The organism is Nitrospirota bacterium (assembly GCA_040757335.1).
Lineage (GTDB): Bacteria > Nitrospirota > Nitrospiria > 2-01-FULL-66-17 > 2-01-FULL-66-17 > JBFLXB01.
Window position 1 is genome coordinate 297,867 of record JBFLXB010000001.1, and the last position, 14,046, is coordinate 311,912.

Consider the following 14,046-nt stretch of genomic DNA (forward strand, 5'->3'; position numbering starts at 1 on the left):
AACGATCGCCGCGCGCGGCCGTCAGCTCCCGATCACCGTTGAACCCGTGGTAGTGGTTTTGACCACGGCCACCACGCTGGGTTTGGGATACGGCGCGCCGTACAGGGGCACTTGCACCCACTGGGCCAGCGCCGAGCGCGCCACCGGCGTCTGGGGTTCTCACCCGCACGCGGAGACGCGGGTCGCACCATCCTGAAGGCGCTGAAGACGAGGGGCTATCCCGGCGGGACTTCTTCTGCGGGCTCGGGAGCCGGCTCCGCCGGTTGTGAGTCCGAGGGCGAAACGGGTGTGTCCGCTGCCGGTGGCGCCGTCTCAGTAGAGGGGAGTGGGGTCCTCACTGGGGGGGCGCCGGAATCCATCGCAGGCAGCGGTGTGTCGAGCGACGGAGGGCCGGTTTCCAGCGACGGCAGAGGCGTATTCGTGGACGGTGGTCCGATGTCCAGCGAGGGCAGCGAAGCAGGGGCCTGGATCTCTTCCAGCGTGGCCGCGCCGACCTCCGCCATCACACCGGCTCCCAGCATGACCGTGGTGAGAACGAGCGTCATGACGATCCATCTCATGGTGAAGCCCTCCTTCACAGTCTGGACAGCCGGCCCGTCGCGACTCATCCATTGTGCCTCATTGTCGGCTCGGATCGCAACCCATGACTCGTTCGGGCCGGACAGTTGACTATTCTGGCAGTCTGCTAGAATTGCCGAGGTAGTTGGGTTCTTGAAGCGCTGGTCGAGGGGGAGCAAAGACTGTGGTCGACCAACCCTTTCCATCCGGGTCTCGCTCGCAGGTCGCGCAAGAGTCGGAACCTTCCAGACCTCGCGTTTGCGTGGGTTGGGTGGCCGTGGTGTTCCTCGTGATGTCTGTCTTGGCCGCCGGCGACGTTGTGGAGGTGGTGCCCGGCTTCGAGCGGTTCGTTTCCAGTCCGATCTTCCCGTATCTTCACGAAAGTCACGATGTCGCCGCGCTGATTCTGGGGCTCTACGTGGCTCACCGCCTGACGCCTGGCATCGGCCTCGGCGCCATTGCCTGGTTTCTGTTCCTGCACATCCCCTACGCGATCTTCACCTTTCCGCACGAACTGCCCGAGTTTCTGCGGCTCATCCTAATGAGCGGCGCGGCCTTCCTGGGGATCCGTATCATCGCGGTGCGAAAACGCCTGGAGAAGCAGTTTGCCAAACAGGCGACGCTGGATCCGCTCACCGGGTTGATGAATCACAAGCACTTTCACAAGGAACTGGAACGTCAACTGGCACTGGCCCGACGATACGGGGAGCAGGGGACCATCTTGTTCCTAGACCTCGACGGGTTCAAGGCGGTCAATGATCGCTTGGGCCATCAGACCGGGGATGAGCTGTTGAAACGAGTCGCGGAGGTCATCCCCCAGTGTTTGCGCGTGACGGACATCGTGGCCCGGCTTGGCGGCGATGAATTCGCGGTGTACCTACCGCGCACTGATACGCGCCACGCCAACGCGGCCGCTGAAAACATCCGACAAGCGATCAGCGGGTTGACCGTCGGCGGCTCACTGCAGGTCTCGGCGAGCATCGGGCTCGTGGCGTTTCCCGACCACGGCGACAACGCCGAACGGCTCTTGATCTTCGCGGATCGGGCGATGTATCGTGCCAAAGCCGAAGGTCGCAACCGACTCGTGGTCTTCAGCTTGGCGACGCCCCAATGAACCAACGCATCATCGACCTCCACGACGAATACCAAACAGGCCGCCGACCAAGCGTGGGCCAGGACCATCACATACCTCAAGGAACACTTGAAGGCGTGACGGGCGCACTCCCAGCCACCCGCGGTTCGGGCGGGTGCTGAAAGAGTCGCAAGACCGCTAAGCCGCCGGCGAACCCCATGGTGTAGATGCTGATGATCGCGGCGGTTTCGTAGATGTCCCTGCTGCGCCAGACGTACCCCAAGGCATCGGCGTGTTCGGTGTTCGGCGAAATCGCGTACGTCGCGATATAGCCGGCAGCGACCAGGAGGTACAGCACCACCGGAGGGAGCCAGTACCCCTTGCCCTGCGTGTTCGTTCGAATCGGAGTGTGCCTGGCGCGAACTGTCAGGTAGAACGCGAACCCCTGGAAAAACAGGTAGGCCACCACGTACCAGCCAACGAAGTTCGTCAGCGGAACCCCGAAGTAGCCGCCGCTGTTGTGCCAGATCCAGACGTTGTGGATTGTAGAAGATGTGGGATCCAGCACCACGTCCCACATCGCCAACACGAACGCCGCGACCACCGGCAGGGCGATTCGGTTGAGCCGCTGGTTCAGACGGGCGTCGGCCTTGTCGAGCAGGATATTGCCGATCACCCACGCGGTATAACCCATCCCAAAGTACAGCACGCCGACGTCGAGCGGCACCCGGCCGATCATCGGGGCATGAAAGAAATTCGTGTAGTGATAACGATCAAAAGGGGACCCAATGGCAATGCTCGCGTTTTCCATCAACAAGCCGACCCCTGAAGACAGCAGGAGGAACACGAGCATGCCCCTCGCGCCGTACCGCATGGAGCCGTGGATCAGGGCGAGGCAGACCGCGGTGACCATCAGTACCAACACTTGGTGCGTGGGCACCATAAAGAACATCACGGCACTGACCACGGTGTACGCCGGCAGCAGAAGCCACAACGCGGTCGTGAGTCGCGACGCGCCACCTGGAAACAAACTGTCGGCACGAGGGTTCGACATCCCCATGCGTCACACCTCCTTTGCGCGATCAAGCTGTCGCGAGCGGTCAGGCAGTCGTTCCGCGTAGCGACCGGTCCCGACGGGGCCCGATGTCGCTCCATCTCCCGGTAAGGGCCGGGCTCGATTATAGACCAGATTGAGGTACTCGATGGCGTTTGAAGCGAACTACGCCGCCGCGGAGGTCGTTTGTCCCGAGTTCAAGCCCCAGGGTGACTCGTTCAACCATGATTCGAGCTCGTCGGCGGCGAGGGGGCGTCCCATGTAGTACCCCTGCGCGGCGTCACAACCGAGAGCGGCCAGCTGTTCCCAGGCGGCTTGGTCCTCGACCCCTTCCGCCGTCACGTCCAGCCCGAGATGATGCCCCAGCGAAATGATCGAACCCACGATCGTGATCGCGTGGGCATCCTTGGCCACGCCGTGGACGAACGATTTATCGATCTTGATCTCGTGCACGGGGAGGTCCTTCAAGTACCCCAGGGAAGAATAGCCCGTCCCGAAGTCATCGACCGCCAGCCGCGTCCCCACCTCACGTAACCTGGCGAGGACACTTTTGGCGCGTTGCAGATCCGTCATCACCGCGCTCTCGGTAATTTCGAGATGCAAGGCGGAAGGCGGCATCCCGTAGGTGGACAAGACGTCGGCGACCTGATCGGGCAGGTTCGGGTCGTGGAGGTTTCGCGCCGAGAGATTCACGGCCACCCCGAGCCGGACGCCCGCCCGTTGCCAGGTCTCCCATTGGCGACAGGCCGCCACCAGCACCCATCGCGTGAGGGACTTAATCAACCCGGTCTGCTCGGCCGTGGGGATGAATTCGTCGGGCGGGATGGAGTGATAGTCCGGGTGATGCCAGCGGGCGAGCGCTTCCACCCCTACGATGCGACGGGTCGCGAACGCGATCTTGGGCTGATAGTGGAGGCGAAATTGGTCCGTACCGATCGCCTGCTGCAGCGCACCCGAGAGCGCCAGGCGGAGCGGGCTATGCTGGTCGTGCGAGGCGTCATAGATCACGTATTCCCCGGTTTTTTTGGCGGCGTACATGGCCACGTCGGCTCTGCGCAGGAGGGTGTCGGGGTTATCACCGTGTTCGGGGTAGAGCGCCACCCCGAGACTCGCCCGCACGGCGAGGGGCAAGCCTTGGATCACCACGGGCGCCTGCAGCGCGTTGAGGATCTTCTGGATGACGACGTGGACGTCGGCCGCAGTCGCCAAACGCGGCAGGAGGACGGCGAATTCATCTCCTCCCAGGCGTGCTACCAGATCCGGTTCCCACAACACCGCGCGCAAGCGCGCTCCCACCTGTTGTAAGACGTGGTCGCCCCGATAGTGGCCCAGGGTGTCGTTGATCTCCTTAAATCCGTTCAAGTCCATGAGCAAGAGCGCCATGATCTTGTCATGACGGGTATCGCCCTGAATGCCCTCCTGCAGGCGGTCGTACAGTCTGTTCCGATTCGGCAGATGCGTCAGCGGGTCACAATACGCCATGCGATGCACCATGGCGTCGGCCAGTCGGCGGGCCCGACGGCTGGCCGCTTCTCGCAACTCCCGCTGCACCGCCGGGAGCAGTCGTTTGAGGTTGTCTTTCATGACATAGTCGTTCGCGCCGGCCTTCATCGCCTCGACCGCGGTGTCCTCCCCGATCGTGCCGGACACGAAAATAAAGGGAAGATCGAGTCCTTTGCCCCTCACGAGGCGCAACGCGGTCATGCCGTCGAACTGAGGCATCGAATAGTCCGCTAAGACGAGATCCCAGGGCTGGCGATCCAGCGCGACATTCAGCGCGTCGGCGGTGTCCACGCGGTCATGTGTGATCTGATACGTGCCTCGCTGCAGCTCCCGCAAAAGCAGCGCGGCATCATCGGGAGAATCCTCGATGAGGAGGACACGAAGGACCTGAGTCATGACATCACATCCCCCTTTTCTTTTTCGAGACGTAGCGTACTGTATCATCGCTCCGATGGCCGTCAAGGATCGGCACCTGTGCGCAAGTCCTTGTCAAACCGTGTCTTCCTGATATAGTTGCTCCCCGTGAACCAGCGGGTTCCGTCCACGCAAGACCATCTGAGAGCCGCGTCATCGCCGACTAGTAGCAGCGAGTTCGGAGAGTCTCGTGCGCTCGGGGGATTGCTGGACATCGCGACCGCGCTGACCTCGACTAAAACCCACGAGGATGTCCTCGGGGTGTTGGTGCGGGTGATCGCCAAGGTCGTGGACGTGGTGCGTTGCTCGGTGATCCTGGTCGCTAAGGATCAACCCACCGGTCAAGTGGTAGCGACCTATGAGAATCCCACCGCCACCGCGTTCCCGATTGATTTGGTGAAATATCCGGAGATCGCCCAGGCCGTGGCGTCCGGGGAGTCCGTCTTGATCGAGGACGTCAACACCGATCCACGGATGAAAGGCGTGATCTCGTTGTTCAATCATCTCGATATTCGGTCCATCCTGGTGATCCCGATCAGCTATCGGGAAGAGATCCTCGGCACCTTGTTTTTGCGAACCTCGCGGCCCCGTCGGGTGTTCACCCCAGACGAGTGGCTGTTCTGCCAAACCGCTGCGAAGATGGCGGCGAACGCTCTGTTGGGCCTTGCCGAACAGCAACGTCTGGAGGAACAGAACGCCCTGCTCGCGAACCAGGCCGTGCACGATCCCCTCACCGGATTGTTGAACCACCGAAGTCTGGCGATCCGCATGGAGCAGGCGTTCGCCACCGCCGAGCGGTACAACCGTCCGCTGTCGTATCTGATGCTGGATCTTGATCGGTTCAAACAAGTCAACGACACGTTCGGCCACGAAGGGGGCGATCAGGCCCTGCAACGCGTGGCGCAAGCGATCCTCCAGGCCATGCGCAAGTCGGATGTCGCCGCCAGGTACGGAGGCGATGAATTCGCGATCCTGCTTCCGGACACCGATGCCTTCGGCGCCTTCATCGAGGCGGAACGGATCAGACGGGCCGTGGAGCAGATCCGCCTCAACCAGCCGCACGTACTGTCGGCCAGCGTCGGAACCGCCACGTTTCCCGGTCCTTCCACCCGTAACAAAGAGGAGCTGATGCGGCAGGCGGATCAAGCGCTCTACACCGCCAAGACCACCGGGAAGAACCGCACGGTGAGTTTCGCGATCAACGGCCAGCAGGCGGCTTAACCCCACCCTCGATCGTTCCGGATTCTACTGACCATCGTCTGGATCATCACCGCGGCATCGCTGGGTGACCGGGACAGATCGGCGTCGCCGCGCGTACCGCTCCGCCTGTTTGACATTGCCGGCCCGCATCAGGCAGATTGACCATAATGGCACCGCGGAATCCTTCACCGCGTGTTCACCTCCCGCGCGGCTCGCCCATGATCAGAAGGAGAACCGTCCGCGGCTCCGCGCCGGACCTCGCAGAGACGTGGACGCTGTATCTATTGCGATGCCGCGACGGCTCGTTGTATGCCGGCATCACGGTCGACCCGGAGCGGCGTCTGGCTCAACACCAAAACGGACGGGCGTCTCGCTACACCCGTGGACGCAGACCAGTGCGGATGGTATATCGCGAGTCATGTGCGAGTCGCTCCGCGGCCCTGAAGCGCGAATACGCGGTCAAAGCCTTGTCGCGCCGGGCAAAAGAACGGTTGATCGTCGGCGGGGCGGATGGGGTGATTGCTGCCGAAGGGCTTGAATCTCATAACGGTGCACGCCTTGACGGGTGATCCTGGAATTCACTAATATTGAACTCGCGCACAATCGCACGCACGCTGGTGAACATCCTCCGCCCATTTCCGCCTCCATCGGCCTAGGGTACTGCTCCCCCGGGCTCGGTTCATTGCGCCTGACATGACCTCCGCCGTCACCGTCCAGAACACCACCGACCTGCGCGCCGCCACGGAACGACGGCGGACCTTCGCCATCATCAGTCATCCCGACGCGGGCAAGACCACGGTCACGGAAAAACTGCTCCTGTACTCCGGCATGATTCGCACCGCCGGGATGGTGGGCCGTCGAAAAGGCGGAGCGCTCGCCACGTCGGACTGGATGGGCATGGAACAAGAGCGCGGGATCTCCATCACTGCGTCGGCCATGCAGTTCGAGTATAAACACACCGTGATCAATGTCCTGGACACCCCGGGACACCAAGACTTCTGCGAGGACACCTACCGCACCCTCACCGCAGCCGACAGCGCCATCATGGTCATCGACGCGGCCAAAGGCGTGGAGACTCAGACTCGCAAGTTGTTCGAAGTCTGCCGACTCCGCCGGATTCCGGTGCTCACGCTGATCAACAAGATGGATCTCCCGGGCCGCGCGCCGTTGGAACTGATGGCCGAGGTCGAACAGGTCCTGGGCGTCGAGGCCAGCGCCCTGAACTGGCCGGTGGGATCAGGCCGGGACTTCGTGGGGGTGGTGGACCGAGCGAGCAGGACCTTGCTGCATTTCACCAGAAAGGCGGCCGGGGGCGCGGCTAAAGCCGAGATGACCCGGGTGCCGCTCGACTCACCGGAGATCACGTCGTCGGTATCGCCGGAGCTGCTCGACCAAGCGCGCCACGACTTGGAACTCTTGGACGCGGCCGGCAACCCGTTCTCGCGCGAGCGGTTTCTGCAAGGGGCCGTCACTCCGGTTTTTTTCGCCTCGGCGCTCACCAACTTCGGCATCGAGAGCTTCTTCGACGCGTTCGTCGAGCTCGCGCCGTGCCCCGGCCCGCGACCCGTGACCGGAGCCGACGGCAACGAAGCGACCGTGGATCCCATCGACACGCCGTTCAGCGCCTACGTGTTCAAGCTCCAGGCCAATATGAACCCGCGGCACCGCGACAGCACCGCATTTCTCCGCGTCTGTTCCGGGAGGTTCACGCGAGGCATGGTGGTCGCCCACCATCGCCTCGGCACCCAGGTGCGGCTGTCGCGGCCGCATAGCCTGGTGGCGCAGGAGCGGACCACGCTCGACGAGGCGTATCCCGGCGACATCGTGGGCGTGGTGAACTCCGGGCAGTTCGCCATCGGAGACACGATCTCGGTGACGAACGGCTTCAGCTTCAAACCCTTGCCCCAATTCCAGCCCGAGGTCTTCGGACGAATCTTTCCGAAGGACGTGGGGAAGCGCAAGGCGTTCGACAAGGGCATGAACCAGATGGCTGAAGAGGGCACGGTGCAGATCCTTCGCAATCTCAACGAGACCGACTGGTACATCGGAGCGGTGGGGCGTCTGCAGTTCGACGTCCTGCAGTATCGCCTCAAACACGAATACGGCGTGGAGACGGTGCTCGAATCGCTCCCGTTCACGTGCAGCGCGTGGCTGGAGGGCGACCCCGAGACGTTCAAACTCCCGTTCACCTCGATCGTGGTCAAGGACCGTCTCGCCCGGGCCATGGTCCTGTTCCCGAACCTCGTTGCCAAGACCTACGCCCGTGAGTTGAACCCGCACCACACGCTCCGCGATATCGGGTAGAGTCCGGTTCGGACGCTCGGCCGAACCGGACTCTTGAAGTGTGGGGCCAGCCGTGGTTTTATGCAGGATCGTATTGTGCGGCTTACCCGGAGGACGCGATGATGAACCGACGGCTCTCGTTGCTGTGGCTGTTCGTGGTCCTGGTCACTGCTCTCGCCGGCTGCGGATACAACACGCTGCAGACCACCGACGAGCAGATCACCGCGAGTTGGGCGGAAGTGCTCAACCAATACCAGCGTCGAGCGGACCTGGTGCCGAATCTGGTCAACGTGGTCAAAGGATACGCGGCGCACGAGGTGGAGGTGTTGACCCGCGTGACCGACGCGCGCGCCAAGGTGGGCGCGATCCAGGCGACGCCGGAGTTGATCAACGATCCTCAGGCGTTCGCCAAGTTCCAGGCCGCGCAGGGCGAGATGACGTCGGCCTTGTCTCGCCTGCTGGTGGTGGCGGAGAACTACCCGCAGCTCAAAGCGGACGGGGTCTTTCGTGACCTGCAGGCGCAACTCGAGGGCACGGAGAACCGCATCACGGTCGCGAGAAACCGTTACATCAAGGCGGTGCAGGACTACAACGTCACCGTGCGGCGCTTCCCGAGCAACCTGACCGCGATGGTCTTCGGGTACAAGACCAAGCCCTCTTTCACGGTCGAGAACGAACAGGACCTCGCCAAACCACCCACGGTGGATTTTGGCTCGACGCCGCCCGCCGCGGCGAACTGACGCGGCCCGTGCTCCGCGCAGGAACCGCGCCGTGACGCGCGCCGCGCGCACGCTCGGGTGGGGAGTTGCGATCCTGTTTGCCGCTCTGGGCGCGGTGGCCTTTGCCCAGTTGCCGGTCCCGCCGTTCTCCGCGTTCGTCACCGATCTGACCGATACGCTCACCCCTGATCAGCGAGACGCGTTGGAGCGCGCGTTGCGCGCGTTCGAGCAACGCAAGGGCAGCCAGATCGCGGTGTTGCTGGTCGCCAGCACCGAACCCGAAGCCATCGAGGAATACGCCCTGCGCGTGGCGGAGGCGTGGAAGCTCGGGCGCAAGGGCGTGGACGACGGCGTGCTCCTGTTGGTGGCCAAAGGCGACCGCGCCCTGCGGATCGAGGTCGGCTACGGCCTTGAAGGCGTGATCCCCGATGCCGTCGCCAAACGCATCATCAGCGAAATTATGGTGCCGTATTTCCGACAGGGCGATTTCTACGGCGGCGTGGACGCGGGGGTCGGCCGACTGATTCGCCTCATCGACGGCGAGCCGTTGCCGCCGCCTCAAGCGCGCGACCGCCAGTGGTCCGGGATCGACGATCTGTTGCCGGTGCTGGTGGTAGGGACCATCGTCCTGGGCGTGGTATTGCGCGGGCTCTTCGGCCGCCTGATGGGTGCCTCCATTACCGGAGGTCTCGGAGGATTGTTCGTCTGGATCGTAGTGGGATCACTGGTTGCCGGTTTGCTCGTGGCGTTTCTCGCGTTCCTGTTTACGCTGGCGATGGCCGCGCCGCTTGGACGCGGGGGCTATGGCGGGCGTTTCGGCGGTCTGGGCGGGGCGCTCATGGGTCGTGGTGGTGGATTCGGCGGCGGGTTCGGCGGGGGAGGCGGAGGGAGTTTCGGCGGCGGGGGCGCATCGGGACGATGGTAACCAGCTTCGCGCGGCTGATCCGGCATCTGCTGAGCCCTCCGTGGCGCGTGCGAGTGGCGTTTCCCGCTCGCACCATGCGGGCGATCGAGCAGTCCATTCGCGCGAGCGAAGCCACCCACCGCGGCCAGATTCGGTTCGCGGTCGAAGCCGCGCTCGATCTCGTGCCGTTGCTGCAAAATCAAACGGCGCGCGGCCGGGCCATCGACGTGTTTTCGTTCTTGCGAGTCTGGGACACCGAGCACAACAACGGCGTGTTGATTTACCTGTTGCTCGCGGATCGGGACGTGGAGATCGTTGCCGACCGCGGCGTGTCCCGGCTGGTGGCTCCCGAGGAGTGGGAACGCATCTGCCGCGAAATGGAGCGGGCGTTCCGCGATGGCCGGTTCGAGGAGGGCGTGCTCGCCGGCATCCGGGCGGTCAGCGGCCACCTTGTCCGCCACTATCCCGGAGAGGGCAAGCGACGCAACGAGCTGCCGGACGCCCCGGTGGTGTTGTAACCGACCACTGAAACTTCAAGAATCACTTCAAACCATGCCCGGCGCAGTTTCGTGAAGTCCTTCGATGTGGTGATCCTTGGCGGCGGTGCTGCGGGGTTGCTGTGCGCCATCACGGCCGGTCGACGCGGCCGTCGGGTGTTGCTGTTGGAGCGCGCGAACAAGGTCGGCAAAAAGATCCTCATGTCCGGCGGTGGACGCTGCAATTTCACCAACCTATACGTTGAACCGGATCGGTTCCTCTCGGCCAATCCGGATTTCTGCAAATCGGCTCTGAGCCGGTACACCCAGTGGGATTTTATTGACCTGGTGAAACGACACCGCATTCCCTTTCACGAAAAAACCCAGGGCCAGCTGTTCTGCGACGAGTCGTCCAAGGCCATCCTTGCGATGCTCCTGGAGGAGTGCGTGCAGGCCGGGGTGCAGATCGAGATCGGGTGCGGGGTGCGGACGATCGAGGCTGGATCCGGTTTTGGTCTGGCCACCACTCACGGCGTATATCAGGGCGACGCGTTGGTGGTGGCGACGGGTGGGCTGTCGGTGCCCAGTCTGGGAGGTTCGGGGTTCGGGTACGAGGTCGCCCGGCAATTCGGATTACGGGTTCTGCCGTGCCGGCCTGGTCTGGTGCCGTTCACGTTCACGGACGCGTTCCGGGACCTCTCGTCGCGGCTTTCCGGGCTGTCGGTCCCGGCCCGGATCTCGACCGGCCCGCACTCGTTTATGGACGCCGTGTTGTTCACGCATCGCGGCCTCAGCGGTCCGGCGGTGTTGCAGTTGTCGAGTCATTGGCAGCCGGGCGACCCCGTGGTGGTGAATCTGCTTCCCCAACACAATGCCGTCGACCTCTTGAACACCCTCAAACACACGCAGCCTCGGACCGTGTTGCACACGGGCCTGGGTCAGTATTTACCCAGGAATCTGATCGCGGAACTGGAGGCGCTGTGGTGGCGGGAATGGGCCGAGAAACCCATCGCCGAATTACCGGGGCGCGTGATCAGCGAAATCGCGGACCGGGTGCAGCGCTGGGAGCTGAAGCCAGCCGCCACCGAAGGCTATCGTACGGCGGAAGTCACGGTGGGCGGCGTGGACACGCGCGATCTGTCCTCAAAAACCATGGCCAGCCGCGCGCACCCCGGTCTGTATTTCATCGGCGAGGTGGTGGACGTGACCGGTCATCTCGGCGGCTTCAATTTCCAGTGGGCGTGGTCGTCGGGCTTCGCTGCCGGCCAATCTGTCTGACCGGACAACGCACCGGCCGCTCGACAACTTCGTACCTTGCAATGCGTCATACCCGGGAGTTACCATGGCGTTGCTTGATCAGTCGGTCCCAATGGAAAGGCCGTCATGCCTCCCAGCGTGTTCGCGCTCGTCGTGTTCCTGGTCTTCTCCCTCCCGTTGATGTCAGCGTCCGCGTCGGCCACCACCCTGTACACCTGGCGCAATACCGACGGGAGCGTCATGTTTACAGACGACCCCAAAGGCGCTCCACCGAACGTCCAGGTTCATCGGTATGGTGATCGTCATAAGCGACATTTTCTCAAACATAAGTCCCATCATAAGTCGCATCGGGACGGCCACACCTCGATGACCACGGATCGCATCGGACATCATGTCCCGAGGCACGTAACGCCGAGCCACCCCGCGTTCAAGTCGCCCCCGCGACCACATCGAAACCCTGGGGCCCCAGAATCGTATGGGGCGAGGGGACCGCAGAAGAGACCGTCGGTTGCTTCCGCGTCCTCCACCGTGAGCCTGAACCGGATTTTTCGCACGTCGGCACCGTCCGAGGGTCGCGACCGCGTTTCGAGAGTGGACCAACCGCGTGCGAGCCCCCCCGGTGTCCGTACCGTCAACACCCGCGCGTTCGCTTCGGATCGAGCGGTAGTTTCGACGGATGACTCGTCCAATCAGGGCGAGCGTCGCATTGCTGTGGGCCGCAGGCAACACCACGGCCGGGGGTTTTCCCTGGGTAGATGACCCGTCCCGCGGATTAGGTCATTCTCGCGAAAAACTAATGGATCGCGTTGTAAGGATCATCCCGGTCGCAGGCCTCGCGGCCCTTCTGGTGCTGGGTGCGCAGACCCTTGCAATGGAGTCCCCTCCGTCGCAGCCGGCCAGCAAGGCCTACAAGGTCTCGGTATTCGACAAGCCGCGTCAGGACCCGAGCCGCAAGCAGGTGGCCGAGGGTTTGTTCGTTTTCGCAGAACGGCGGGTCGCGTTCGAGGAAGTCCCAGAAACGCTCCGGGAAGAGTTCATGTCTCGATACCGCGAGATCTTTTTTTCGACCGAGGTCGACCCGAACGGGTGTTTCGCGCTCCGCCACCTCGGCAGCGAGCACGGCTCCGTTGCGGTATTGGCGCCGTACGGATTGGTCGGCTGGCAACACAGCGCGCCGGACGTGATGACGGGGCGCCTGTTTCAGTCGCCGGACAGCCTGTATGATCTGACGCTGACGATGAAGGACGATCGGTTCGAAGGCACCGGCAACGGCAATCTCGGGTTCCGGAGCGGAGCCACCTTGGTCGAGCATTTTTACGGCGAGCGCGTGCCCATGGGGCGCTTGGCCGACTGTTTTCAGGAAGCGTCGGAGATACGACAGGCGGGGAAAGAGTCGCCCAAGTAACCGATCGCCGTGCGCGCGCAGTTTCCCAAAGAACAGACCGAGGAAGGCGAGTTCAAGCGGCAACCCGACGCGTTTCGCGGCTGGGTCACGGCCGACGGGTCGTCCGGTTACCCCGCGGCCAGCGGTCGGTATCACCTGTACGTGTCGTGGGCGTGTCCCTGGGCGCATCGGACGATCATCGTACGCAAGCTCAAACGGCTCGACGGGGTCATCGGCATCACGGCCGTGGACCCGATCCGCGACGAACGCGGTTGGGCCTTCGGCACCGGCCCGGGAGGATCGGTTGATCCCGTCAACGGGTTCCGGTTCCTCAGCGAAGCCTATACCGCCACGGATCCGAGTTACAGCGGGCGCGTCACGGTGCCGGTCTTGTGGGACACGGTGACGAATAGGATCGTCAGCAACTCCGACGACGACCTCATGCGCATGTTCAACTCCGCCTTCAATCGCTTCACCGACAGCACGCTCGACCTGTACCCCGAAGACCTTCGCGAAGAGATCGACCGGCTCAACGCGTTCGTCTACGAACACGTGAACGACGGGGTGTACCAAGCCGGGTTCGCCACCTCGCAGCGCGCGTACGAGCGGGCGGTGGCCCGGTTGTTCGACGCCCTCGACGGCCTGGAGGCCCGCCTGTCCACCCGGCGCTATCTGTTCGGCTCGCGCATCGTGGAGTCCGACTGGCGGCTCTTCGTGACCCTCATCCGCTTCGACGTCGTGTACCACGGTCACTTCAAGTGCAACATTCGGCGCATCGTGGATTATCTGAATCTCTTCGGCTACCTCAGGGATCTCTACCAACACGAGGGGATCGCGGACACGGTCAACTTCGATCACATCAAGCGTCATTACTACGTGACACACGACGACATCAACCCCACCCGAATCGTGCCGGTCGGCCCGGTCCCAGGACCTGGCGTCGCCACACGGGCGCGAGCACCTAGCCAGCTAGCTCCTCGATCCCATCGTCATCGGTCTGTTCTTGCGTATTTTGGGTTCTCGGGAATACTTGTCCCGATGTCGCTCGCGGTGACGTCCCGAACACTTGAGGACCCACCGACCCGCGATCACGGTTCCCGTAGAATCAAGCTGCCCCGTGAAGGTGAATACCGGATTGAGCGATCGACTGTTCACGGTGAACGCGCTGAAAGCAGGGACGTTGCTGTGATGGCCTGGAACACCGGGCGGTGCCCGGGGTCAC

Annotated in this window: 14 protein-coding genes and 1 pseudogene; 11 read left to right on the plus strand and 4 right to left on the minus strand. The window is 63.2% G+C overall.

All coding sequences use genetic code 11. From position 1 onward, the window contains the following. Positions 1-21: 21 nt before the first annotated feature. Together AB1451_01375 and AB1451_01380 are read right to left on the minus strand one after the other, a co-directional pair. Positions 22-144: a hypothetical protein gene (locus AB1451_01375; GenBank protein MEW6681564.1), complete on the minus strand. Its 123-nt coding sequence runs from the start codon at positions 142-144 to the stop codon at positions 22-24. 71 nt (positions 145-215) lie between these two features. After that, on the minus strand, positions 216-560 hold the full coding sequence (locus AB1451_01380) for a hypothetical protein (GenBank protein ID MEW6681565.1): 345 nt from the start codon (positions 558-560) through the stop codon (positions 216-218). 260 nt (positions 561-820) lie between these two features. On the opposite strand from AB1451_01380, the gene AB1451_01385 reads away from it, so the two are divergent. Further along, a complete protein-coding gene (locus AB1451_01385; protein MEW6681566.1) occupies positions 821-1,672 on the plus strand; it encodes a GGDEF domain-containing protein in 852 nt (283 codons plus the stop codon). Positions 1,673-1,748: 76 nt separating this feature from the next. On the opposite strand, the gene AB1451_01390 is transcribed toward AB1451_01385, so the two are convergent. Both AB1451_01390 and AB1451_01395 read right to left on the minus strand, forming a co-directional pair. After that, positions 1,749-2,690: a carotenoid biosynthesis protein gene (locus AB1451_01390; protein MEW6681567.1), complete on the minus strand. Its 942-nt coding sequence runs from the start codon at positions 2,688-2,690 to the stop codon at positions 1,749-1,751. Between the two features lie 159 nt (positions 2,691-2,849). After that, positions 2,850-4,583: a GGDEF domain-containing response regulator gene (locus AB1451_01395; GenBank protein ID MEW6681568.1), complete on the minus strand. Its 1,734-nt coding sequence runs from the start codon at positions 4,581-4,583 to the stop codon at positions 2,850-2,852. Between the two features lie 126 nt (positions 4,584-4,709). Here AB1451_01395 and AB1451_01400 point away from each other — a divergent pair, with 126 nt between their 5' ends. From AB1451_01400 to AB1451_01445, 10 genes and pseudogenes are all read left to right on the plus strand, one after another. Continuing rightward, the gene (locus tag AB1451_01400) at positions 4,710-5,822 is read left to right on the plus strand and encodes a sensor domain-containing diguanylate cyclase (GenBank protein ID MEW6681569.1); all 1,113 of its coding nucleotides are present in this window, start codon (positions 4,710-4,712) and stop codon (positions 5,820-5,822) included. A 197-nt stretch (positions 5,823-6,019) separates the two neighbouring features. Further along, the gene (locus tag AB1451_01405; GenBank protein ID MEW6681570.1) at positions 6,020-6,370 is read left to right on the plus strand and encodes a GIY-YIG nuclease family protein; all 351 of its coding nucleotides are present in this window, start codon (positions 6,020-6,022) and stop codon (positions 6,368-6,370) included. Between the two features lie 124 nt (positions 6,371-6,494). Continuing rightward, positions 6,495-8,105 carry a peptide chain release factor 3 gene (locus AB1451_01410; protein MEW6681571.1) on the plus strand — a complete coding sequence of 537 codons (1,611 nt, stop codon included), beginning with the start codon at positions 6,495-6,497 and terminating at the stop codon, positions 8,103-8,105. A 101-nt stretch (positions 8,106-8,206) separates the two neighbouring features. Next, on the plus strand, positions 8,207-8,824 hold the full coding sequence (locus AB1451_01415) for a LemA family protein (protein MEW6681572.1): 618 nt from the start codon (positions 8,207-8,209) through the stop codon (positions 8,822-8,824). Between the two features lie 70 nt (positions 8,825-8,894). Beyond that, the gene (locus tag AB1451_01420) at positions 8,895-9,728 is read left to right on the plus strand and encodes a YgcG family protein (protein MEW6681573.1); all 834 of its coding nucleotides are present in this window, start codon (positions 8,895-8,897) and stop codon (positions 9,726-9,728) included. Further along, a complete protein-coding gene (locus AB1451_01425; GenBank protein ID MEW6681574.1) occupies positions 9,722-10,225 on the plus strand; it encodes a TPM domain-containing protein in 504 nt (167 codons plus the stop codon). The genes AB1451_01420 and AB1451_01425 overlap by 7 nt, the downstream gene beginning before the upstream one ends. Before the next feature lie 51 nt (positions 10,226-10,276). Beyond that, positions 10,277-11,461 (plus strand): NAD(P)/FAD-dependent oxidoreductase, encoded by a 1,185-nt coding sequence (locus tag AB1451_01430; GenBank protein ID MEW6681575.1) that lies wholly within the window; start codon positions 10,277-10,279, stop codon positions 11,459-11,461. A gap of 159 nt (positions 11,462-11,620) precedes the next feature. Then, the gene (locus AB1451_01435) at positions 11,621-12,199 is read left to right on the plus strand and encodes a DUF4124 domain-containing protein (protein MEW6681576.1); all 579 of its coding nucleotides are present in this window, start codon (positions 11,621-11,623) and stop codon (positions 12,197-12,199) included. 37 nt (positions 12,200-12,236) lie between these two features. Continuing rightward, positions 12,237-12,845 (plus strand): hypothetical protein, encoded by a 609-nt coding sequence (locus tag AB1451_01440; GenBank protein ID MEW6681577.1) that lies wholly within the window; start codon positions 12,237-12,239, stop codon positions 12,843-12,845. 3 nt (positions 12,846-12,848) lie between these two features. Continuing rightward, positions 12,849-13,797: pseudogene (locus tag AB1451_01445) on the plus strand (glutathione S-transferase family protein). Positions 13,798-14,046 lie beyond the last annotated feature (249 nt).

Bases quoted from the DNA above. Each gene is read 5' to 3' on its own strand.
- AB1451_01380 (MEW6681565.1), bottom strand. From the start codon at position 560: ATGAGATGGATCGTCATGACGCTCGTTCTCACCACGGTCATGCTGGGA.
- AB1451_01440 (MEW6681577.1), top strand. From the start codon at position 12,237: ATGGATCGCGTTGTAAGGATCATCCCGGTCGCAGGCCTCGCGGCCCTT.
- AB1451_01395 (MEW6681568.1), bottom strand. From the start codon at position 4,583: ATGACTCAGGTCCTTCGTGTCCTCCTCATCGAGGATTCTCCCGATGAT.
- AB1451_01425 (MEW6681574.1), top strand. From the start codon at position 9,722: ATGGTAACCAGCTTCGCGCGGCTGATCCGGCATCTGCTGAGCCCTCCG.
- AB1451_01405 (MEW6681570.1), top strand. From the start codon at position 6,020: ATGATCAGAAGGAGAACCGTCCGCGGCTCCGCGCCGGACCTCGCAGAG.
- AB1451_01435 (MEW6681576.1), top strand. From the start codon at position 11,621: ATGTCAGCGTCCGCGTCGGCCACCACCCTGTACACCTGGCGCAATACC.
- AB1451_01415 (MEW6681572.1), top strand. From the start codon at position 8,207: ATGAACCGACGGCTCTCGTTGCTGTGGCTGTTCGTGGTCCTGGTCACT.
- AB1451_01410 (MEW6681571.1), top strand. From the start codon at position 6,495: ATGACCTCCGCCGTCACCGTCCAGAACACCACCGACCTGCGCGCCGCC.
- AB1451_01390 (MEW6681567.1), bottom strand. From the start codon at position 2,690: ATGGGGATGTCGAACCCTCGTGCCGACAGTTTGTTTCCAGGTGGCGCG.